This window comes from Stenotrophomonas sp. ATs4 (assembly GCF_051861585.1).
Lineage (GTDB): Bacteria > Pseudomonadota > Gammaproteobacteria > Xanthomonadales > Xanthomonadaceae > Stenotrophomonas > Stenotrophomonas maltophilia_AS.
Window position 1 is genome coordinate 162,827 of sequence record NZ_JBLYPK010000009.1, and the last position, 21,615, is coordinate 184,441.

Consider the following 21,615-nt stretch of genomic DNA (forward strand, 5'->3'; position numbering starts at 1 on the left):
CGCCGTTGTCAGCGCTGGCGTCCAGCGTGATCGAGGCAGAGCAGTCGAGCATGGCTCGACTCTACAGAACGGCGGTTTCGATCATTGCCGCGTTCATCCACGCATGGCGTGGATCTACCGTGTCGACCAAGGTCGACACCCACCCCTCCATCCCTCAGGAAGCCCGCTTTTGACGTTGACGTTGACGTTGACGTTGACGTTGACGTTGACTCTGCGGGTGCAGGGCCGCAGGCCCTGCCGCTAACCCTCTTCCCGCCGTCCACGCAGGAGGTCCCTGAACCACTGCCGGTGATGCTTGTACGCCCACCCATAGGTCACCTTGCCCTGGGTCATCGCCCGCACCGAACCCTTGATCCAGATCGCCGCATAGATGTGCACCACGATCGCGCAGACCAGCACCCAGCCGAACAGCGCATGGGCAAGCACCGAGAAGCGGATCAGCCCGATCGGGAAGAAGTGGCTGAAGTACTGCCGCCAGATCACGAAGCCGGTCAGCAGCAGCGCCGACAGGCAACCGATGATCGCCCAGAAAAGCAGCTTCTGGCCGGCATTGAAACGGCCCACCGGCGGCAGCTTCTCATCCTCGTTGCGCAGCACATCGCGCATGCCGCGCATCCACTTGCCATCGTCGGCGGTCGGCAGGTTGTCGCGCCACATGCGGAACGCCAGCAAGGCGAAGCCCACCACCATCACCAGGCCGATGAACGGATGCAGGATGCGCGTCCACGGCCCACCGCCGAACAGCTGGGTCAGCGGAAACAGGGCAGGGTGGAACAGGGCCAGCCCGGACAAGGCGGTCAGCACGAAGCAGATCGCCACGATCCAGTGGTTGATGCGGGTCGGCGCGCGGTAGCGGATGATCTGCCGCGGATGCGGGGCGTACTTCATGGCCGCTGCTCCTCTTCGATCTTCTTCGCCTCGTGCTCGGCCTCTTCCTCTTCCTCATCGTTCACCGTGTTGCGGCCGATACCGATGTAATGCAGGAAGCCGGCAAACGCCGTGGCGGCGATCGCCAGCACGCCCAGCGGCTTGGCCACGCCCTTCCAGATTTCCACCATCGGGCTGATGCGCGGGTCCTTGGGCAGGTCGGCGTACAGCTCCGGCTTGTCCACGTGCTGCAGAACGTACATCACGTGGGTGCCGCCCACACCCTGCGGGTCGTACAGGCCAGCGTTCTCGTAGCCGCGCGATTTCAGGTCTTCCACGCGCCCGGCAGCGTGCTCGGTCATCGCCTGCTTGCTGCCGAAGGTGATCGCGCCGGTCGGGCAGGTCTTCACGCAGGCCGGTTCCTGGCCTACTGCCACCCGGTCCGAACACAACGTGCACTTGTAGGCCTTGTGGTCCTTCTTGGAAATGCGCGGCACGTCGAACGGGCAGCCGGTCACGCAGTAGCCGCAGCCGATGCAGTTCTCTTCCTGGAAGTCGACGATGCCGTTGGCGTACTGGATGATCGCGCCCGGCGACGGGCAGGCCTTCAGGCAGCCCGGGTCGCTGCAGTGCATGCAGCCTTCCTTGCGGATCAGCCACTCCAGCTTGCCTTTCTCGTCCTCGTACTCGCGGAACTTCATCACCGTCCACGACTGGTCGCTCAGATCGGGCGGGTTGTCATAGCTGCCGACGCAGCTGCCGACCTCGTCGCGCAGGTCGTTCCATTCCATGCAGGCGACCTGGCAGGCCTTGCAGCCGATGCACTTGCTCACATCGATCAGCTTGGCGACCTGGCAGGTGTGCGCACCACGCGCCTCCGGCGAGGGCGTGGTGGTGGCCGAGCGGCGGATGATGTCCAGCGATTGCAGTGACATGGCGTGTCTCCTACACCTTCTCGACCTTGACCAGGATGCACTTCGATTCGGGCGTCTGCGAGTTGCCGTCACCGATGGCGTTGGTCAGCGTATTGGCGATGTATCCGGGCTTGGCCGCACCGAGGAAGCCCCAGTGGATCGGCACGCCCACCTGGTGCACGGTCCGGCCATCGATCTGCAGGGCCTTGATGCGCTTGGTCACCATGGCTACCGCTTCGATGTGGCCACGCTTGGAACTGACCCGCACGCGGCTGCCGTTGTTGATGCCCAGCTCGTCGGCCAGCGCCGCGCCGATCTCGACGAACTGCTCGGGCTGGATGATGGCGTTCAACTTGCCGTGCTTGGTCCAGAAGTGGAAATGCTCGGTCAGGCGGTAGGTGGTGGCCACATGCGGGAACTCATCCGGCGAACCGATCTGTGCACGGTCGCTGGCGAACACGCGTGCCGCCGGGTTGTTCAGCGTCAGTGCCTGGCCGGGGCTGAGCGGGTTGCTGCGCAGCGGCGTATCGAAGGGCTCGTAATGCTCCGGGAACGGCCCTTCGGCCATGCCGGCCTTGGCGAAGAAGCGCGCGATGCCCTCCGGGTTCATGATGAACGGGCCCATGCCGCCGGCCGGATCCTCGTCGGCCTTGAAGTCGGGCACGTCCACGCTGCCCCAGTTCTTGCCGTTCCAGGCCAGCAGCGTGCGCCGCGGATCAAACGGCTGGCCGGCCACGTCGCACGAGGCGCGGTTGTACATCACGCGGCGGTTGGCTGGCCATGCCCAGGCCCAGCCCAGCGTGTTGCCGATGCCGGTGGGGTCACTGTTGTCACGCCGCGCCATCATGTTGCCGGTCGGGCCCCAAGCGCCGATGTAGATCCAGCAGCCGGAGGCGGTGCTGCCGTCGTCGCGCAGGTCGCCGAATGCAGCCAGCTGTTCGCCGGCCTTGCGCACCAGCTTGGTCGGGTCCTTCGGATCGAACACGTCGGCCAGCGCCTTGCCGTTGTATTCCATCGCCAGTTCTTCCGGCGTCGGCAGTTCCGGGTTGGAATACTTCCACGCCAGGTCGCGCACCGGCTCCCACCACGCACCACCGTCCTTCTCGTACATCGCTTTGATGCGATGGAACAGTTCGGACATGATCTCGATGTCGCTGCGCGCCTCGCCCGGTGGATTGGCACCCTTCCAGTGCCACTGCAGCCAGCGCGAGGAGTTCACCACCGCGCCGTTCTCCTCGGCGAAGGAGGTGGTGGGCAGACGGAACACTTCAGTCTGGATGGCGCCCGGGTCAACGTCGTTCAACGCACCGTGGTTCTGCCAGAAGGCGATGGTCTCGGTTTCCAGCGGGTCCATGCTGACCATGAACTTCAGCTTGGAGAACGCGCTGATCAGCTTGCCCTTGTTCGGCGCCGAGGCCAGCGGATTGAAGCCCTGGCAGATGTAGCCATGGATCTTGCCTTCGTTCATCAGCTCGTACGCCTGCAGCATGTCGTACGGCTTGTCGAGCTTGGGCAGGTGGTCGAAGCACCAGTTGTTGTCGGCGGTGGCGGCGTCGCCCCACCACGACTTCATCAGGCTGACGTGGAACTTCGGGTAGTTCTGCCAGAACGACATCTGGTTGGCGCGCAGCGGCTTCTGCGTGCGCTTGGCGATGTAGGCGTCGTAGTCCTGCTCGTCCTGTTTCGGCAATGTCAGGTAGCCGGGCAGCAGGTCGGACATCAGGCCGATGTCGGTCAGGCCCTGGATGTTGGAATGACCGCGCAGCGCGTTCATGCCACCACCGGCTACGCCGATGTTGCCCAGCAGCAGCTGCACCATGGTGCCGGCGCGCACGTTCTGCGCACCCACCGAATGCTGCGTCCAGCCCAGCGCGTACAGGATGGTCATCGCCTTGTCCTTGCCGGCGGTGGACGCGATCATCTCCCAGACCTGGCGGATGCTGTCGGCCGGCGTGCCGCAGATGCGTTCGACCATCTCCACGGTGTAGCGCGCGTAGTGCTGCTTGAGCAGGGTGTAGACGCAGCGCGGGTCCTTCAGCGTCGGGTCGCTGCGCACGAAGCCATCATCGCCGTACACGTAGTCCCAGCTGGAACGGTCGTAGCTGCGTTTTTCCTCGTTGTAGCCCGAATACAGGCCGTCCTTGAAGGCGAACTCGTCCTTCACCAGGAACGACATGTCGGTGTAGTTCAGCACGTACTCGTGCTGGATGCGGTCCTCGGTCAACAGGTAGTTGATCAGGCCGCCCAGGAACACGATGTCGGTACCGGTGCGGATCGGCGCGTACACGTCGGCCACCGCGGCCGAGCGGTTGAAGCGCGGATCGACCACGATCAGCCGGGCCTTGTTGTGTGCCTTGGCCTCGGTCACCCATTTGAACCCGCACGGGTGTGCCTCGGCGGCATTGCCACCCATGATCAGTACCAGGTCGGCATTCTTGATGTCGACCCAGTGATTCGTCATCGCACCACGGCCTAGCGTCGGGGCAAGACCTGCCACCGTCGGGCCGTGTCAGACACGTGCCTGGTTGTCGAATGCCAACATGCCAAGGGAGCGCACGACCTTGTGGGTCAGCACCGCAGTCTCATTGCTGGTGGCCGAAGCCGCCAGCATGCCGGTGGTCAGCCAGCGGTTGACCGTCTGCCCGGCCTCGTTCTGCTGCACGAAGTTGGCATCGCGGTCTTCCTTCATCAGCCGCGCGATGCGGTCCAGCGCATCGTCCCAGCTCAGCCGCTTCCACTCGTTCGAGCCCGGCGCGCGGTACTCGGGGTAGAGCAGGCGCGACTTGCTGTGGATGATGTCGGCCAGGCCGGCACCCTTCGGGCACAGCGTGCCGCGGTTGACCGGGTGGTCCGGGTCGCCCTCGATATGGAAGATGCTCGGCTCGGCGTTCTTGGCGCCATCGCCGAGGCTGTACATCAGGATGCCGCAGGCCACTGAACAATAGGTACAGGTGTTGCGGGTCTCGGTCGCGCGGGTCAGCTTGTATTGCCGGACCTCCGCGAGCGCGATGCCGGGCGCGAAGCCCATCAGTGCCAGACTGGAGCCGACCAGGGTTGTCCCGGTCACTTTCAGGAACTGGCGGCGGCTCATCGAGGGCATGCCGTTCTCCTGGGATGGCGAGGAGGCGTGCGCCTCCGGGCTGTCGGTGGGTACGGCCCGGTTATAGCACAGGCTGCCGCACATCCATGTGGCACAAGGCCCTGCCGCCTGCTGGCCGGGCGCGCAAAGGGGCCGCTCTGGTAAAGTTGCGTGCCCGCCCCCCGGGGAAGCGTCTGCCGGGCCTGGTTCCAGGATGTTCCGCGCAGCCCCCGCCGTCCTGGCGCGATCCTCCGCGCCGGATCTGGAACACCGAGGAAAAATTTTGCGAAATCAACCCGTTGGATCCCCCGCATGAGCGCCCCGTCGAAGCCGTCGGACGCCGTTGCGCGCGGCACGCTGTACATCGTTGCCGCCCCGTCCGGCGCCGGCAAGAGCAGCATCGTCAATGCCACCCTGGCGCGTGACCCGCAGATCGCCCTGTCGATCTCCTTCACGTCGCGCGCCATGCGCCCGGGTGAAGTGAATGGCCAGCACTACCATTTCGTCAGTGCCGAGACGTTCGAGCAGATGATCGCCGCCGGTGACTTCTTCGAGCATGCCTGGGTGCATGGCGACTGGAAGGGTACCGCCCGCCAATCGGTGGAGCCGCAGCTGGCCGCCGGCCAGGACGTGCTGCTGGAAATCGACTGGCAGGGCGCGCAGCAGGTGCGCCAGCTGGTACCGGGCACGGTCACCGTGTTCATCCTGCCGCCGTCCAAGCAGGCCCTGCAGGACCGCATGCGCAAGCGCGGCCAGGACAGCGAGGCGGTCATTGCCCAGCGCCTGGGCGCCGCCCGGGATGAAATGCTGCACTTCAACGAGTTCGACTACGTCATCGTCAACGAGGTGTTCGACACCGCCGTGGACGAGCTGTGCGCCATCTTCACCGCCAGCCGCCTGCGCCGGGAGGCCCAGAAGGTCCGCCACGCCGGCCTGATCCAGGCCCTGCTGACGCCGGATCCGGGCGCAACTGACTGATTCCAAAAGAATCGGGCAGGGGTTGGCTTGATTTTGTCCAGCCCCTGCCAGTACACTCCGTCCCCTTTCCCTCATTCGACTGAGCGGCCGACCGGTCGCCGGGAGCCCGTATGGCCCGCATTACCGTAGAAGATTGCCTGGAAGTCGTTAACAACCGTTTCGAGCTGGTGATGATGGCCTCCAAGCGCGCCCGTCAGCTCGCCAATGGCGTGCAGGCCACGCTGGACAACAGCGAGACCGAGGACAAGCCGACCGTGCTGGCGCTGCGCGAGATCGCTGCCCGCAGGATCGACAACGCGCTGATCGACGAAGTCGAGAAGGCCGAGCGTGAGCGTGCCGAGCGCGAAGCGCTGGAGTGGGCCGCCGCTGAAGTGGTCGCCGACGAAGACATGTCCAAGAACGACGATTGATCGCTTCGATCAACGTCTACGCTGGATACGCCGAACAGCCCGCCCCGTGCGGGCTGTTTCGCATTCAGGATTTGCCGTAAACGGCGCGCTGGCATAGGCTTTGGCCATGAACCCAGGCCCCACTGCCAAGGTCGCCGCAGTCCCCGCTGCCGCCGTACCCGATTACGTCCTCCAGCTCGAACGCGCCGCCCACTACCTGCCGCCCGAGCAGCTGCCGCTGCTGCGCCGTGCGTGGGAAGTCGGAGCCGCTGCGCACGCTGGGCAGACGCGCAAGTCGGGCGAACCCTATATCACCCATCCGGTGGCCGTGGCCCAGGTGCTGGCCGAGCTGGGCCTGGACGTGGAAGCGCTGATCGCCGCGATCCTGCACGACACCATCGAAGACACCCCGCTGACCCGTGAGGCGCTGTCGGCCGAGTTCGGTGAAGCGGTGGCCGAGCTGGTCGACGGCGTGACCAAGCTGGACAAGCTGAAGTTCCGCGACCGCCAGGAGGCCGCCGCCGAGAGTTTCCGCAAGATGCTGCTGGCCATGTCGCGCGACCTGCGCGTGATCATGATCAAGCTGGCCGACCGCCTGCACAACATGCGCACGCTGGGCGCGCAGAGCCGCGAAGCGCGGGGCCGCATCGCCCGCGAGACGCTGGAAATCTATGCGCCCATCGCCCAGCGCCTGGGCATGAGCCTGGTCAAGAGCGAACTGCAGAACCTGGGCTTCAAGGCGCTGTACCCGTGGCGCCATGCGATCCTGGAAAAGCACATCCGCAGCCAGCCGGTGGTGCGCCGCGAGGCGTTGGCACAGGTGGAAGTGCAGCTGTCGCAGCGCCTGGCCAAGGAGGGCATCGAGCACCGCCTGGTCAGCCGCATCAAGACCCCGTGGAGCATCTACAACAAGATGCGCGACGAGAACAAATCCTTCGACCAGGTGATGGACGTGTTCGGCTTCCGCCTGGTGGTGCGTGGCGTGCCGCAGTGCTATCACTCGCTGGGTGCGGTGCATGCCGCGTTCAAGCCGCTGGACGGGCGCTTCCGCGATTTCATCGCCATTCCCAAGGCCAACGGTTACCAGTCGCTGCATACCGTGCTGTTCGGTCCGTATGGTTCGCCCATCGAGGTGCAGATCCGCACCGAGGAAATGGACCTGATCGCCGAACGCGGCGTGGCCGCGCACTGGACCTACAAGTTTGGTGGCGATTCGCCCAACAGTGCACAGAGCCGTGCGCATGCCTGGATCGTCGAGCTGATCGACTCGCAGCGCGCTGCCGGTTCGTCGCTGGAGTTCCTCGACAACGTCAAGGTCGACCTGTTCCCGGACGAGGTCTACCTGTTCACCCCGAAGGGCAAGATCCTGGCGCTGCCGCGCAACTCCACCGCGCTCGACTTCGCCTACGCCGTGCACACCGATGTCGGCAACATGGCCGTGGCCTCGCGCGTGGACAAGAAACTGGTGCCGCTGCGCACCAAGCTGGTATCGGGCCAGTCGGTGGAGATCATCACCGCGCGCTCGGCCACGCCGAAACCGCAGTGGCTGGAATTCGTGGTCACCAGCAAGGCACGCACCGCCATCCGCCACCAGCTCAAGCAGCTGGAGCACGAAGATGCCGTGCAGCTGGGCCACCGCATGCTCGACCGTGCGCTGGAGGCGATGGATTCGTCGCTGGAGCGGCTGCCGAAGGGGCGCCTGGATGCGTTCCTGGCCGAACACCGCTTCCCGCGCCTGGAGGCGCTGCTGGCCGAAGTCGCGCTGGGCAACTGGATGCCGACCCAGGCCGCGCAGGCGCTGATGGCCTACGCCGAACTGCGTGGCGGCCCGCATTCGCGCCACCACTCGCAGGAAAAGATCCTGATCAACGGCAGCGAGCGCGGCGTGGTCACCTTCGCCGGCTGTTGCCAGCCGATTCCCGGCGACGAGATCATGGGCTACCACACCGCCGGCAAGGGCATCGTGGTGCACCGCATGGACTGCCCGAACCTGGCCGAACTGCGCAAATCGCCCGAGCGCTGGGTGCCGATCGGCTGGGACACCACCGTCTCCGGCGACTACGACACCTCGCTGGTGGTGGAAGTGGAGAACGGCACCGGCGTGCTGGCGCAGCTGGCCGCCGCCATCGCCCAGAGCCACTCCAACATCGAGCGCGTGGACTACCTGGACCGCGACTTCAACGCCGCCGTGCTGGCGTTCAACATCCAGGTGCGCGACCGCAACCATCTGGCCGAAGTGATGCGCCGCCTGCGCCGCCTGTCGGTGGTGCAAGCGGTGCGCCGCCAGTAGATCCCGCGCGTACCCGGTAGTGCCGGCCGCTGGCCGGCAATCGCGATGCAGCCGAGGATCCATGGGTTGCCGGCCAGCGGCCGGCACTACCGAAGCGGCGCGGTAGATCCACGCCATGCGTGGATGCAGCCCCAGCCGGTACAATCACCGCTCTGTATTCCCCCAACGCACCGGAGCGACCATGTCCCGCCAGATCATCAACACCGAGAAGGCCCCCGCCGCCATCGGCCCGTACTCGCAGGCCGTGCGCGCCGGCAACACCGTGTATTTCTCCGGCCAGATTCCGCTCGACCCGGCCACCGGCGACATCGTCGGCGTCGGTGACGTCGAAGCACAGGCCCGCCGCGCCTTCGACAACCTCAAGGCCGTGGCCGAAGCCGCCGGTGGTTCGCTGGACAAGGTCGTGCGTCTGGGCCTGTACCTGACCGACCTGGCTGAATTCGCCAAGGTCAACGCGGTCATGCAGGACTACTTCCAGGCCCCGTTCCCGGCCCGTTCCACCATCGAAGTCTCCGGCCTGCCGAAGGGCGCCAACTTCGAGGTCGACGCGGTGATGGTCATCGACTGACCGCCACGTGGCACGCAAGGCGGCGGTCACCCCGGTCCTGTCACCGTCCGGCGAAGCATCCCTGGCGATGCTTGCTGGCGTGGGTCCGGCCGTGGCCGCCAAACTGCAGGCGCGTGGCTTGGCCACCCTGCAGGATCTCTGGCTTCATCTGCCGCTGCGCTATGAAGACCGCACCCGCCTGACCCGCATCGAAGACCTGCGCAACGGCGTGCCGGCACAGGTGGAAGTGCGGGTGGTCGCGGTCGAGCGCGGCATGCGCTACCGGCCGATGCTGAAGGTAGCGGTGGAAGACGAAGGGCAGGGCAGCCTGGTGCTGCGCTTCTTCCACTTCCGCCAGCAGCAGGTCGGCCAGTTCGCGGTTGGCAACCGGCTGCGCTGCTTCGGCACGCCCAAGCCCGGCCATCTCGGCCTGGAAATCGTCCATCCCAGCTACCAGGTGCTGGGCCGCAACGACGATCCCGAACTCGGCGACCGCCTCGACCCGGTGTATCCCACCGTCGAAGGTGTCGGCCCGATGACGATGCGCAAGCTGATCGGCCAGGCCCTGGATCGCCTGCCGGAAGAAAGCACGCTGGAACTGCTGCCAGCAGATTGGCTTGATGGCCTCGGCCTGCCATCGCTGCGCAGTGCGCTGCTGACCGTGCACCGGCCGCCGCCGGATGCCGACCTGGCCGCACTGGCCGCCGGCACCCACCCGGCACAGCGCCGTCTGGCGATGGAAGAACTGCTGGCCCACCACCTCAGCCTGCGTCGCCAGCGCATTGCCTTGCAGGCACATCATGCGCCGCCGCTGGCCGGTCCCGGCAAGCTGGCCAAGGCATTGCTGAAGCAGCTGCCGTTCGCCCTGACCGGCGCACAGGCGCGCGTGTTCAAGCAGATCCGCGAAGACCTCGCACGGCCCAGCCCGATGCTGCGGCTGGTACAGGGCGACGTCGGCTCCGGCAAGACCGTGGTCGCCGCGCTGGCCGCGATGCTCGCAGTGGAGCAGGGCAAGCAGGTTGCGCTGGCTGCACCGACTGAACTGCTGGCCGAGCAGCATCTCAACAACCTGCGCGGCTGGCTGGAACCGCTCGGCGTGCGCATCGCCTGGCTGGCCGGCAAGGTCACCGGCAAGGCGCGCGCCAAGGTGATGGAACAGGTCGCCAACGGCGAAGCACAGGTGGTGGTGGGTACCCACGCGCTGATGCAGGAGGCGGTGGTGTTCCAGGATCTGGCCCTGGCCATCGTCGATGAGCAGCACCGCTTCGGCGTGCACCAGCGGTTGGCCCTGCGCGACAAGGGCGCAGGCAACAACAGCGTGCCGCACCAGCTGGTGATGACCGCAACGCCCATTCCGCGCACGCTGGCGATGTCCGAATACGCCGACCTGGATGTATCGGCCATCGACGAACTGCCACCGGGCCGCACCCCGGTCCAGACCGTCGCCCTCAACAACGACCGCCGTCCTGAGCTGATCGAGCGCATCGCGCTGGCCTGCCAGGAAGGGCGGCAGGTGTACTGGGTGTGCACGCTCATCGAGGAAAGCGAAGAGCTGGACGCCACGCCCGCACAGGCTACCTACGAATCGCTGCAGGCGCTGCTGCCGGGCGTGCGCGTGGGCCTGGTGCATGGCCGCCTGAAAGCGGCCGAAAAACTGGCAACGATGGTGGCGTTCAAGGCCGGCGAGATCGATCTGCTGGTGGCGACCACGGTCATCGAAGTGGGCGTGGACGTGCCCAATGCTTCGTTGATGGTGATCGAAAACGCCGAGCGTCTGGGTCTGGCGCAGCTGCACCAGCTGCGTGGCCGCGTTGGACGTGGTTCGGCGGTGTCGCGCTGCGTGCTGCTGTACCAGGCGCCGCTTTCGCAGATGGCGCGCGAGCGCCTGCAGACCATGCGCGAAACCAACGACGGTTTCGTCATTGCCGAAAAAGATCTGGAACTGCGCGGCCCCGGCGAACTGCTCGGCACCCGACAGACCGGTCTGGCCGGTTTCCGTATTGCCGATCTGGCCCGCGATGCAGGCCTGCTGCCCGGCGTACACGCGCTGGCCGAGCGCCTGCTGGACCAGCAGCCCGCGCTGGCTGACCGCGTGGTGCAGCGCTGGATCGGCACCGCCGTACGTTACGCCTCGGCGTAAGTGAGGGGTCAGATCCCTTTGCCCAGCAAAGGGCTCTGACCCGGTCCCCGGATGCTCATCCACGCATGGCGTGGATCTACTGCCGCCTTGGTGGGTGTGGACCTTGGTCCACACATCCACGCATGGCGTGGATCTACTGTAGAGCCATGCTCGGCTGCTGTTCGCGCTGCGCGCGTGAGTCGAGCATGGCTCGTCTCTACAGAGAGCTTTTTCGATCATTTCCATGTTCATCCACGCATTGCGTGGATGTGTCGACCAAGGTCGACACCCACCAACAGCCGCGGAAATCTGTCGAAGGCGGGGTGGGTCCGGTTGCGGGGGTGTCCGCGGCATGGATGCCGCGGCCAAGCCCCCAAGGATGGGTTTACGGCGTCCCCCGCAACCGGACCCGCCCCGCCATCCTCAGGAAACCAGCTTTTGACGTTGCCGTTGCTGTTGCCGTTGCCGTTGCTCCTGCCTCTGCGGGTGCAGGGTGCAGCCCTGCCGAACCCCACCCTCCCGTACTTGCAACGGTCATCTTCCCGGTCCACACTTCGTTGCCGATCTGAAGACGGCAACGATGACCCACAAGATCCCCCTGTTGATCGACACCGACCCCGGTGTGGACGACGCCCTGGCCCTGCTGATGGCCTTTGCCGATGAACGGCATGACGTGGTCGCCCTGACCATCGCCGCCGGCAATGTCGGCCTGCAGTACACCGTACGCAACGCCCTCAAGCTCTGCGACATCGTCGGCCGCGCCGACGTACCGGTGTTTGCCGGCAGCCCGGATCCGCTGCTGCATCCCTCCGTTGATGCTGCCCACGTGCATGGCCGCGATGGCTACGGCGATGTCGACCTGCCGCCGCCGAGCCGCCAGGCCGAAGCCGAACATGCTGCGCTGGCGATCCTGCGCCTGTCGCACGAGCACGCTGGCGAACTGATGCTGGTGATGCTCGGCCCGCTGACCAACCTGGCGCTGGCACTGAAGCTGGACCCGACCCTGCCCGAGCGCATCAAGCGCATCGTGGTGATGGGTGGCGCCGTCACCTGCCACGGCAACATCACCCCGGCGGCCGAGTTCAACATCGCTTTCGACCCGGAAGCAGCGCACGTGGTGTTCACCTCGTTCAAGCACCTGCTGGTGTCGGACTGGGAAGCCACTGTCGCTCACGGCCTGCCGCTGGACGAAGCCGAGAAGTGGCTGCAGGCCGACTCCGACCGTGCCCGCTTCTACGAGCTGATCTCGCGCAAGACCCGTGGCCTGTCCGAAGACAGCAAGGGCGGCCGTTGGTACACCGCCGACGCGGTGGCCATGGCCTGGGCGCTGAACCCGGAAGGGCAGCTGCAGGTTGAGTCGCGGCCGCTGAACGTGGAACTGAACGGTACGTTCAGCCGCGGCGCCACGATCGTCGACTGGAACCGCCAGACCGGCCAGCCGGACAACTGCGATCTGCTGATGGCCTACGACCAGCGGCGTTTCGAGGCCCTGGTCCGTCAGGCCCTGGGCGCGGACTGACCTCTGTTGCACGGCACCGGTTGCCCTGGGCGGCAACCGGTGCTTATAATGCCGCTCTTGACCACCAGCCCATTTACGGTGTGAGCCCATGAAGGCCGATATCCATCCGAACTACCGCGACGTCGTCTTCCATGACGTCACCTCCGATTTCAAGATCCTGACCCGCTCGACCATGAGCGCGAAGGAAACCATCAAGTGGGAAGACGGCAACGACTACCCGCTGGTGAAGGTTGAAATTTCCTCTGCTTCGCATCCGTTCTACACGGGCAAGCACAAGGTCATCGACACCTCGGGCCGTATCGACAAGTTCCAGAAGCGCTACGCGCGCTGATCTGTCGATCCAGCTTCGAACCGACGGCCGCGCTCTGCGCGGCCGTTTGTTTTTCCCCAACGCCTGCCCAACGGGCGTTTGGATGGACAGAACACTGCGTTCGGATGACAACACTTTTGCCGATCCGGGCCGCTCAACGGCCGGTGTCTGGCCGCCTGTCGTCTACGACTTCTGTCTAGCGCCGGGCAAATGCTGCTGTGCGATAATGGCGTGATCCCCGGCACAGGCCGAGGACGTCATTCACGTGCCTGACCAATGCGCTTGGGCAGGCGCCTTCCCATGAAGGAGCGCACACAGTGTCCGATCTTGATCAGGTCACGCTCAACGCCGGCGAAAAGTCGGTCGTTCTGCCCGTCATCAAACCCACCCTTGGCAACGACTGCGTCGACATCGCGAAGCTGACCAAGGAAACGGGGTATTTCACCTACGATTCCGGCTTCACCGCGACGGCCAGCTGCAAGTCCGCCATCACCTACATCGACGGCGACAAGGGCGTGCTGCTGTACCGCGGCTACCCGATCGAACAGTTGTCGGAAAAGTCGAGCTACGTCGAAGTGGCCTACCTGCTGATCAACGGCGAGCGCCCGAGCGCCGAGCAGCTGAAGGCCTTCACCGACGAGCTGGCCGCTGAAGCCAATGTCGATGCCTCGATCAACACCCTGATCGGCAGCTTCGCCAAGGATGCTCATCCGATGGCCATCCTGACCGCCGCCATCGCGCAGCTGTCGGGCATCTACCACGCCTCGCTGGACCTGTCCGACGCCGAACAGCGCCGCCAGGCCGCCGTGCGCCTGATCGCCAAGGTGCCGACGCTGTCGGCGCTGATCTACCGCCACGGCAAGGGCCTGCCGGCCAACAAGCCGGATACCTCGCTGGACTACGTCAGCCGCTTCCTGAAGCAGACCTTCGAGTCGGCTGACGGCCAGTACGATCTGAACCCGGACGTGGTCAAGGCGCTGGACCTGCTGTTCATCCTGCACGCCGACCACGAGCAGAACGCCTCGACCTCGACCGTGCGTCTGGTCGGCTCGACCGGTGCCAACCCGTACGCGTCGGTCGCCGCTGGCGTCACCGCGCTGTGGGGTCCGGCCCACGGCGGTGCCAACGAAGCCGTGCTGAAGATGCTGGAAGAGATCGGCACCGCCGACAACGTCGAGTCCGCCGTTCTGAAGGCCAAGGACAAGACCTCCGGCTTCCGGCTGATGGGCTTCGGCCACCGCGTGTACAAGAACTTCGACCCGCGCGCGAAGGTCATCGGTGAGATGACCGGCAAGGTGCTCAAGCAGCTGGGCGTGCAGGATCCGCTGCTGGACGTGGCCGTGAAGCTGGAACAGGCCGCGCTGCAGGACGAGTACTTCGTCGCCCGCAAGCTGTACCCGAACGTCGATTTCTACAGCGGCATCATCTACAAGGCGCTGCAGATCCCGACCGAAATGTTCACCGTCATGTTCGCCCTGGGCCGTACCTCCGGCTGGGTGTCGCATTGGCTGGAACAGCAGGTCGATCCGGAAATGAAGATCGGCCGTCCGCGCCAGGTCTACACCGGCAGCGACGTGCGCGACTATCAGGGCTGATCGCCCGCGTAGGTTGTGCTGAGAACGCCCCGCATCCGCGGGGCGTTTTTTTTTGGAGCGGACCCGGTAGGTGCGGACCGTTGGTCCGCACGATTTCGGCGCCCGCGAAAAAATCATCCACGCATGGCGTGGATCTACCACCGCACCCGCATTTGGTAGGTGCCAACCTTGGTTGGCACGATCTTCACCGCGCCAAGACCGCGTGATTCAAGGGTCTCGCCAGCTTCACAATCGCTCGCGCAGCCTCAGGACACCAACTGCATCCGCAGCCTCTGATCCGGAGCGTCCATCTCATGAGTACCCGATTCGACCCACCCGAGCGCGGCCCGCTCGGACCAGACGTCGCTGCTGTCGTCGCCTCCCCCATCGTCGCCCCTCCCAGCGAAAGCGCCGTGTCCTGGGGCGCCATCTTCGCCGGTGCCGTCGCCGCCGCCGCGCTGTCCCTCATCCTGCTGATCCTCGGCGTTGGCCTTGGCCTGTCGTCGGTGTCGCCATGGTCGTTCGAAGGCGTCAGCAAGGAAACCTTCGGTTGGTCCAGCATCGCCTGGCTCACCTTCACCGCACTGGCTGCCTCCGGCCTGGGTGGCTATCTGGCTGGCCGCCTCCGAACCAAGTGGACGCAGATCCACGGCGATGAAACCTACTTCCGCGACACCGCACACGGCTTCGTGTCGTGGGCTGTGGCCACGCTGCTGACAGCCGGCCTGCTGACCTCGGCCATCGGTGGCGTGTTGGGCGCCGGTGCGAAGGTGGCCGGTGCCACCGCCGGTGCGGCGGCCTCTACTGTCGGTGTTGCCGCTGCGGGGGCTGGCAGCGCCGCAGCCGCCGCGCCGGAAGGCGACCTCAACTACTGGGTCGACTCGCTGTTCCGCAATGCGACCAACCCGGGCCCGGACGCTGCGGGTGCACCGCCGGCACCGGGTGCGCCGGGCGCAGCACCGATGGACCCGGCCGCGCCGCCGTCGCCGAGCGCCAACGCCGGCCCCCGCGATGGCCGCATGGCTCCGCCGCCGCGCCCGATGCCGGGCAATGGCCCGATGGGCGACCATCGCGAAGTGCGTGCCGAAGTGAACCGCATCATCGTCAACAGTCTGCAAGGCGATGGTCTGGACCCGGCCGATACCCAGTACCTGTCGCAGCTGATCGCGCGCGAGACGGGCATGAGCCCTGCCGAAGCACAGGCCCGTGTGACCGATGTGCAGACGCGTATGCGTGCCGCGCTGGAGAAGGCCAAGACCACCGCCAAGAAGGCCGCCGATGACGCCCGCAAGGCGACGGCCTATGCCGCGCTGTGGCTGTTCATAACTCTGCTGATCGGCGCGTTCTTCGCCAGCCTCAGCGCCACCTGGGGCGGCCGCCGCCGTGACCTGTAACCCGCATCTGTTGCAAGGAGACCTGCCATGAAGACGCTTCTGCTCTGGTTTTTAGGAGTGCCGATTCCGCTTTTGATCCTGTACGCGATCTTCTTCTGAGATCGAGTCGTTGAGTGAGCCCCATCAGGCCGCCGAAAGGCGGCCTGATGCCATCCAGCAGATCCACGCCACGTATCTGTAGAGTTGAGCCATGCTCGACTCCCGCGCGCAGCGCGCACGGCGGCCAGACGCGCGCCCGGTACTACGCTTCCGCGTACCGGCTTGGCGAACTCCCCAGCACACGCCGGAATGCCGCAGAAAACGCGCTCGGGCTCGCATACCCCAGATCCAGTGCTACACGTGTCACCGCCTGCCCTTGCCCCAGTCGTTCGATGGCCGCCAGCAGGCACACCTGCTGCCGCCACTCGGCAAAGCTCACCCCGGTATCCGCGCGGAACATCCGCGTGAACGTACGACGACTCATGCCCGCATCCGCGGCAACCTCATCAAGCCCGATGGCGAGCGAGGGCGCATCGAACAGCGCCCGGCAGACGCGCGCAAGACGTGCATCGGCAGGCAATGGCGCGTGCAGGGAAAGCGTCGACATCGACGCGATCTCCGCCACCAGCAATTGCATCAGCTTGCCCGCACGCCCGTCCTTGTCGTAGAGCGGCGGCAGGTCCACTGCATTCTCCAGCAGCTGCCGCAACAAGGGAGAGACCGCATACACGCGGCAGTGCATTGGCAGTGCTACGGCAGCGGCCGCATGGATGGAAAGGAAGGCGTTGAGCATCGTTACCGGCCCACGCATCGTCATTTCGTGGGCCAGCCCGGCCGGTACCCAGCAGGCGCGCTGTGGCGGCACCAGCCAGCGCCCCTGCGGTGTCGTCACACTGATGGTGCCGCGCGCGGCGAACGCGAACTGCCCGCGTCGATGGGCGTGGCAGGGAAACAGGGACCCCGCCGCGTAATCGTTCGAGGTCACCACGACGTCGCGCGGCAGGTCTTCGTAGGGATCGAGCAGCGAATTGCGCATGGCCCGGATTCTATAGCGGTTGACCCGCCATCGACGGCGGGCCGCGCCTGCGCTGCCTAGCATCAACACTCATCCTGACGGTGGCGATCTTTCATGGCCAACACTTTTCATCGCGTGGGGCAGGGGCCTCACTTCGTCCTGGTCCTGCATGGCTGGTTCGGCGACGCGCATGCGTTCGAACCGATCGAGCCGTGGCTGTCGCGCGATCAATTCAGCTATGTCTTCATGGATTGCCGTGGCTACGGAGGCATGCGCGATGCGACGGGTCAGTTCAGCATCGACGAGGTGGCGCATGATGCGCTGGCGCTGGCCGACGCGCTGCAGATCGACACCTTCAGCGCGGTGGGGCATTCCATGGGAGGCATGGCGATCGAGCGCATTGCCGTGCTCGCGCCACAGCGTGTGCGGTCCATGCTGGCCATCGCGCCCGTCCCCTGCGGCGGTATTGCCTATGACGCGCCCACGCGGCGCCTGCTGGAGAGTGCCGCCGACAGCCTCGCCAACCGGCGGACCATCATCGATCGCAGCACCGGCGGGCGGCTGCCCGCAGCCTGGTTGGACTGGAAGGCCGGCTACTCAATAGAGCGCTCCACACCCGGTGCGTTTTCTGCCTATCTTTCCGCGTGGGCAGATACGGATTTCAGCAATGAGATCGTTGGCGACCATCGGTTGAAGGTGGTGGTGGGCGGGAATGATCCAACGTTCAACCGGTCACTGATGGAAAAGACTTATCTGTGCCGCTATCGAAACGCGACGCTGGAGGTCATCGAAAGTGCAGGGCACTACCCGATGAATGAGACACCCTTGGCATTGGTGGCGGCCATGGAGTCCTTCCTGACCCCATCCAGTAGATCCACGCCGTGCGTGGATGACCCATTGTAGAGTCGAGCCATGCTCGACTCACGCGCGCAGCGCGGGTGTTTCGCGCAGTGTCGGAAGAGCAGTCGACTAACAGTCGACTCTACAAGGACAGGACAATGAGGTTTGTTGTATTCAACGGATGAGGAGAATTGCATAACCCTCAAACATTGAACACCTTCAAGAATCCTCCTTAACGTTCAACGTTTTAGGAATGCTTGAATAGTCTGCATGGCAATGGATTCCTAACATTCTCTCCGTCGCCTGCAACCACCTCTGCGGGCGGCGCCTCCCTCCCTTTCTCCTTGGGGAGGGGGGCTTTCATATTCCCCCTGTCCGAGAGAGACACCCATGCACGCCATTCTCAAGAAGGCCGCGCTCGCTGCAGCGCTGGCCACTGCTTCGCTGTCCGCGCACGCGCTGGAAACCAAGATCACCGTCTACGCCGACGTCGACCCGACCCTGGCGCTGCTGCGTGAGGACGGCACCCCGCTGCCGGATACCGTGCAGATGACCCACGATCCGCTGCGCGGTCTGCTGCCGTCGACGCAGCAGGTGCGCATCCACTCCAATGACGAAACTGCGGACATCCAGGTTCGCCTCCGCCACGATCCGGAGCTGCTCAATGGCAGCACCCGCGTGCCGCTGGCCGTCAGCCTGAATTCTGATGCGCTGAGCACCTCGGTCACCGAGTTCAAGGCTGCCGACCTGTTCAACGGCGCCAGCTCGACCCCGGGTGCCTCCATCCCCATGCCGCTGACCATCGCCCAGGGCGGTACCGGTGGCCCGCTTACGGTGAACGGCCGCTACGAAGGCGTTGTCTTCATCGTCATGAACCAGAAGCCCTGATTCACGGCTTCCCCGCGCCGGCCCGCATTGCGGGCCGGCCGCTTCTGCAGCGGTACCCCCATGACCCCACACGCCCCCGCCGTTACCCGGCTGGCGGTCGCGCTCGCCCTTGCGCTGGCTACCCCCTCGGTAGCGGCCCACGGCGTCCCCGCTGGCTTTGAGGATCTGGTTGAAGGCCAGACCGAACAACTCGACATCCAGCTGTTCGGCCGCTCGGCCGGGCTGTCACCGGTGCGCGTGACCCTGGAGCACGTGCAGCTGGAAGATCCCGCGCGCGTGCTGCAGGCGTTGGACCTGCCTGCAGAAGCGCAGGCGGCATTGCTGCCGGCACTGTCGCAACCGCTGCCGCGCAACAGCCACCTGGCCTGCCGCTTTGGCGGCGCCACGGCCGGTTGCGGCTACCTCGATCCACCCGAAGACCCCGCCGTCGCGCGCGCGCTGTACGACGAAGGCGAGGGCGCCGTGCGTCTGTTCGTGGCGCGGCAGTGGATTCCCGGTGAACCGGCCGCAGAGCGTTACCACAAGGTCACGGCCAATGCCGAGAACGCCTTCCTGCACCAGCAGACACTCAACGTCAGCGGTGGTCGCGACTACCAGGCGCTGTCCGCGCGTGGCGTGGGCACGCTGGGCCTTTTTGATCGCGGCCACCTGTCCGCCGACTGGTACTACACCCAGCAGCGCTACCGCAGCCGTGGCAGCGACGACGACTTCCAGTTCGACAACGTCTATTACCGCCATGACCTGGGGCCGGCGCACTACCTGCAGGCCGGGCGCATGGACCGCCGCAACCTGTCCAGCCCGCAGGGCGGCACCTTCAGTTTCAGCATGCTGCCGCTGGACCGCTTCCAGGGCGCGCGCGTGGGCACCACCCAGGCCTATGTGGACACCGACGCCGCCGTGCAGGCCACGCCACTGACGGTGCTGCTGGCGCGCGATGCCCGCGTCGACGTGTTCGACGGCGAGCGCCTGCTGCAGACCTTCTACCTGCAGGCCGGCATCAACCAGATCGACACCCGCAATTTCCCGTTCGGCAACTACCTGGTACGCATGCGCATCTACGAGGACGGCGTACTGGTGCGCACCGAGGAAGCGCCGTTCGACAAGGGCGGCGACTGGAGCAACAGCCAGTGGCAGTGGTTCGTGCAGGGCGGCCGCCGCAACGAGCGCCGCAGCGACCGCTTCGATGGTGAAAGCGTGGCAATGGCCGGCGTGCGCATGCCGCTGGGCCGCGATGCGTCCATTACCGCCGGTGCCGCCAACCTCGGTGGCCACAGCTACGGTGAGCTGCGCGTGGACCTGCGCCGCGTGCTGGCCACGCATGAGATGCGTGCCACGCTCAGCGGCATGCGTGGCAGCGATGGCAGCAATGGCCAGCAGCACCAGCTGTCGTACCGGCGCAAGGCGTCGTGGAATCTCTACCAGCAGCGCATGCGCGGCAAGGCCTGCCAGTTCGAGGCCGATGCGCGCGACCAGCTGGGCTGCACCAACTCACTCAGCGGCTCGGTGTCGCTGCCGCTGGCAGGCGGCAACGTCTACGTGGGCTACACCCGGCGGCAGACCTGGCGCACCGGCTGGCATCGGCCTGAATTCGAGCAGGACCCGTTGTTCGGGCTCGATCCGCTGCTGCCGCCCGGCCCGTTGGAGCCGCGCCGCGAGCCGGTGCTCAGCCGCACCTGGCAGGCCAGCTTCAGCCGCAGCCATCGCTGGCAGGACTTCAGCGTGTCCACGCGCGTGGGCCTGTGGCAGCAGCGCAGCACCGACAGCGTGCGTGGCAGCAACGAGCGAGACCGCGGCATCTACTTCAACCTCAGCCTGACCCGCCTGCAGCGCAACCATGACAGCAATGGCCAGCGCCGCTATGCGGTGGACGTGCGCCAGCCGCAGCATCAGCGCCCGGCCATCGACTACAGCGTGGGACAGAGCCTGCGCCAGGAACGGGATACGCACTATCGCGAGTTCAACGCCGAACTGCGCGCCAACAACAATGACCGCTACAGCGCCTCGCTGAGTGGCCAGCTGCAGAACGGCATCGGCAATACCACCGCCAGCATTGCGCACTATGAGCAGCGTGGACGCGGCGAGACGGGCTACAGCGGCAGCCACAGCTCCGGCTTCGCACTCGGCCGCCGTGGCTTCTACTGGAGCGGCGCCAACGGCGCCGAGGCCGGTCTGGCCGTGCAGGTGGACGGCTCCGACGACGTGGACCTGCGTGGTGTGGCCGCCGAACTGCAGGTGGGCGGACTGCGCCGACAGCGCCTGCAGATTGGAGAGCGTCGGCTGCTGCCGTTGTCGTCGTACCAGTCGCATCGTGCCGAAGTGCAGGATGCCAGCACGCTGGACAGCATCGCCGCGATCCGCGTGACCGGCGTGGGCGGTGCACGGCCGATGTTCCTCACCCCCGGCAAGCTGATGCGCATGCCGGTGCCGATCGAAGTGACCTACACCTTCATCGGCAGCGCCAAGGACCTTGGCGGCGCGCCGCTGGGCGGCGCCCGCATCCTCAATGCGCCGGTGCCCGGCACCAGCGCCAACGGCAGCTTCGTTGCCGATTTCCCGCGTCGCGAAACAACGCTGTACCTGCTGCAGGACGACCGCCTGCTGCACTGCCCATTGCAGGTGCGCGAGCGCCGACAGGTGGTGCTGCTGGTCGGCGCCGTGCACTGCGAGCCGCTGGCCGTGGCCCAGCTGCCACCCGAGATCCGCCAGCAGGCCCGGGTGACCCGCCTGCTGCAGGAACGCGCGTTGATTGCCGCCACGCCCCAGACCGCCGCTGCAGGAGGAACGCCATGAGCCGGCGTTGGATGTGTGTGTTGATGCTGGTGTGTGCGCTGGTGCTGGTGATGCCACGGGCGTGGGCGCAGTGGCCGCCGGAGACGCACCCGACGGACCAGAGCAGGGACATCGTGATGAGCT

At 65.9% G+C, this 21,615-nt stretch carries 16 protein-coding genes; 12 read left to right on the plus strand and 4 right to left on the minus strand.

All coding sequences use genetic code 11. The features are described from left to right. Positions 1–240: 240 nt before the first annotated feature. From ABR323_RS16840 to fdnG, 3 genes are read right to left on the minus strand one after another with little or no spacing between them, the layout of a single operon-like run. On the minus strand, positions 241–888 hold the full coding sequence (locus ABR323_RS16840; protein WP_135274956.1) for a formate dehydrogenase subunit gamma: 648 nt from the start codon (positions 886–888) through the stop codon (positions 241–243). Beyond that, a complete protein-coding gene (gene fdxH / locus ABR323_RS16845; RefSeq protein WP_439450125.1) occupies positions 885–1,802 on the minus strand; it encodes a formate dehydrogenase subunit beta in 918 nt (305 codons plus the stop codon). The genes ABR323_RS16840 and fdxH overlap by 4 nt, the downstream gene beginning before the upstream one ends. 10 nt (positions 1,803–1,812) lie before the next feature. Beyond that, complete coding sequence (fdnG, locus tag ABR323_RS16850) at positions 1,813–4,881, minus strand: formate dehydrogenase-N subunit alpha (RefSeq protein ID WP_439450126.1); 3,069 nt, start codon at positions 4,879–4,881, stop codon at positions 1,813–1,815. Positions 4,882–5,172: 291 nt separating this feature from the next. Here fdnG and gmk point away from each other — a divergent pair, with 291 nt between their 5' ends. The 9 genes from gmk (at position 5,173) to ABR323_RS16895 (ending at position 15,980) form a co-directional block, all read left to right on the plus strand. Then, complete coding sequence (gene gmk / locus ABR323_RS16855; RefSeq protein WP_135274953.1) at positions 5,173–5,838, plus strand: guanylate kinase; 666 nt, start codon at positions 5,173–5,175, stop codon at positions 5,836–5,838. Positions 5,839–5,948: 110 nt separating this feature from the next. Continuing rightward, positions 5,949–6,248, plus strand: a complete 300-nt coding sequence (gene rpoZ / locus ABR323_RS16860) for a DNA-directed RNA polymerase subunit omega (RefSeq protein WP_042614409.1) — start codon at positions 5,949–5,951, stop codon at positions 6,246–6,248. A gap of 106 nt (positions 6,249–6,354) precedes the next feature. Further along, positions 6,355–8,517, plus strand: coding sequence for a RelA/SpoT family protein (locus ABR323_RS16865; RefSeq protein WP_135274952.1), 2,163 nt, complete (start codon positions 6,355–6,357; stop codon positions 8,515–8,517). Between the two features lie 181 nt (positions 8,518–8,698). Then, positions 8,699–9,085, plus strand: a complete 387-nt coding sequence (locus ABR323_RS16870) for a RidA family protein (protein ID WP_025874214.1) — start codon at positions 8,699–8,701, stop codon at positions 9,083–9,085. 7 nt (positions 9,086–9,092) lie between these two features. Beyond that, positions 9,093–11,204 (plus strand): ATP-dependent DNA helicase RecG, encoded by a 2,112-nt coding sequence (gene recG / locus ABR323_RS16875; RefSeq protein ID WP_135274951.1) that lies wholly within the window; start codon positions 9,093–9,095, stop codon positions 11,202–11,204. Between the two features lie 559 nt (positions 11,205–11,763). Further along, positions 11,764–12,702 (plus strand): nucleoside hydrolase, encoded by a 939-nt coding sequence (locus ABR323_RS16880; protein WP_439450127.1) that lies wholly within the window; start codon positions 11,764–11,766, stop codon positions 12,700–12,702. Between the two features lie 88 nt (positions 12,703–12,790). Beyond that, a complete protein-coding gene (locus tag ABR323_RS16885) occupies positions 12,791–13,033 on the plus strand; it encodes a type B 50S ribosomal protein L31 (protein WP_439450128.1) in 243 nt (80 codons plus the stop codon). A 296-nt stretch (positions 13,034–13,329) separates the two neighbouring features. Further along, on the plus strand, positions 13,330–14,607 hold the full coding sequence (locus tag ABR323_RS16890) for a citrate synthase (protein WP_439450129.1): 1,278 nt from the start codon (positions 13,330–13,332) through the stop codon (positions 14,605–14,607). A 293-nt stretch (positions 14,608–14,900) separates the two neighbouring features. Further along, the gene (locus ABR323_RS16895) at positions 14,901–15,980 is read left to right on the plus strand and encodes a hypothetical protein (RefSeq protein WP_439450130.1); all 1,080 of its coding nucleotides are present in this window, start codon (positions 14,901–14,903) and stop codon (positions 15,978–15,980) included. Positions 15,981–16,221: 241 nt separating this feature from the next. Here the strand turns inward: ABR323_RS16895 and ABR323_RS16900 are convergent, their stop codons facing one another. Further along, complete coding sequence (locus tag ABR323_RS16900; RefSeq protein WP_439450131.1) at positions 16,222–16,995, minus strand: AraC family transcriptional regulator; 774 nt, start codon at positions 16,993–16,995, stop codon at positions 16,222–16,224. Between the two features lie 93 nt (positions 16,996–17,088). Here ABR323_RS16900 and ABR323_RS16905 point away from each other — a divergent pair, with 93 nt between their 5' ends. The 3 genes from ABR323_RS16905 (at position 17,089) to ABR323_RS16915 (ending at position 21,492) form a co-directional block, all read left to right on the plus strand. Then, positions 17,089–17,877 carry an alpha/beta fold hydrolase gene (locus ABR323_RS16905; RefSeq protein ID WP_439450132.1) on the plus strand — a complete coding sequence of 263 codons (789 nt, stop codon included), beginning with the start codon at positions 17,089–17,091 and terminating at the stop codon, positions 17,875–17,877. A gap of 327 nt (positions 17,878–18,204) precedes the next feature. Beyond that, entirely contained in the window at positions 18,205–18,702 is a 498-nt protein-coding gene (locus ABR323_RS16910) for a CS1 type fimbrial major subunit (protein ID WP_439450133.1), read from the plus strand. A gap of 60 nt (positions 18,703–18,762) precedes the next feature. Then, positions 18,763–21,492, plus strand: a complete 2,730-nt coding sequence (locus ABR323_RS16915; RefSeq protein WP_439450134.1) for a TcfC E-set like domain-containing protein — start codon at positions 18,763–18,765, stop codon at positions 21,490–21,492. The last annotated feature ends 123 nt before the right edge of the window (positions 21,493–21,615 follow it).

Bases quoted from the DNA above. Each gene is read 5' to 3' on its own strand.
- rpoZ (WP_042614409.1), top strand. From the start codon at position 5,949: ATGGCCCGCATTACCGTAGAAGATTGCCTGGAAGTCGTTAACAACCGT.
- fdxH (WP_439450125.1), bottom strand. From the start codon at position 1,802: ATGTCACTGCAATCGCTGGACATCATCCGCCGCTCGGCCACCACCACG.
- ABR323_RS16905 (WP_439450132.1), top strand. From the start codon at position 17,089: ATGGCCAACACTTTTCATCGCGTGGGGCAGGGGCCTCACTTCGTCCTG.
- ABR323_RS16895 (WP_439450130.1), top strand. From the start codon at position 14,901: ATGAGTACCCGATTCGACCCACCCGAGCGCGGCCCGCTCGGACCAGAC.
- ABR323_RS16910 (WP_439450133.1), top strand. From the start codon at position 18,205: ATGCACGCCATTCTCAAGAAGGCCGCGCTCGCTGCAGCGCTGGCCACT.
- ABR323_RS16870 (WP_025874214.1), top strand. From the start codon at position 8,699: ATGTCCCGCCAGATCATCAACACCGAGAAGGCCCCCGCCGCCATCGGC.
- ABR323_RS16915 (WP_439450134.1), top strand. From the start codon at position 18,763: ATGACCCCACACGCCCCCGCCGTTACCCGGCTGGCGGTCGCGCTCGCC.
- gmk (WP_135274953.1), top strand. From the start codon at position 5,173: ATGAGCGCCCCGTCGAAGCCGTCGGACGCCGTTGCGCGCGGCACGCTG.
- ABR323_RS16840 (WP_135274956.1), bottom strand. From the start codon at position 888: ATGAAGTACGCCCCGCATCCGCGGCAGATCATCCGCTACCGCGCGCCG.
- ABR323_RS16880 (WP_439450127.1), top strand. From the start codon at position 11,764: ATGACCCACAAGATCCCCCTGTTGATCGACACCGACCCCGGTGTGGAC.
- ABR323_RS16885 (WP_439450128.1), top strand. From the start codon at position 12,791: ATGAAGGCCGATATCCATCCGAACTACCGCGACGTCGTCTTCCATGAC.
- ABR323_RS16865 (WP_135274952.1), top strand. From the start codon at position 6,355: ATGAACCCAGGCCCCACTGCCAAGGTCGCCGCAGTCCCCGCTGCCGCC.
- ABR323_RS16900 (WP_439450131.1), bottom strand. From the start codon at position 16,995: ATGCGCAATTCGCTGCTCGATCCCTACGAAGACCTGCCGCGCGACGTC.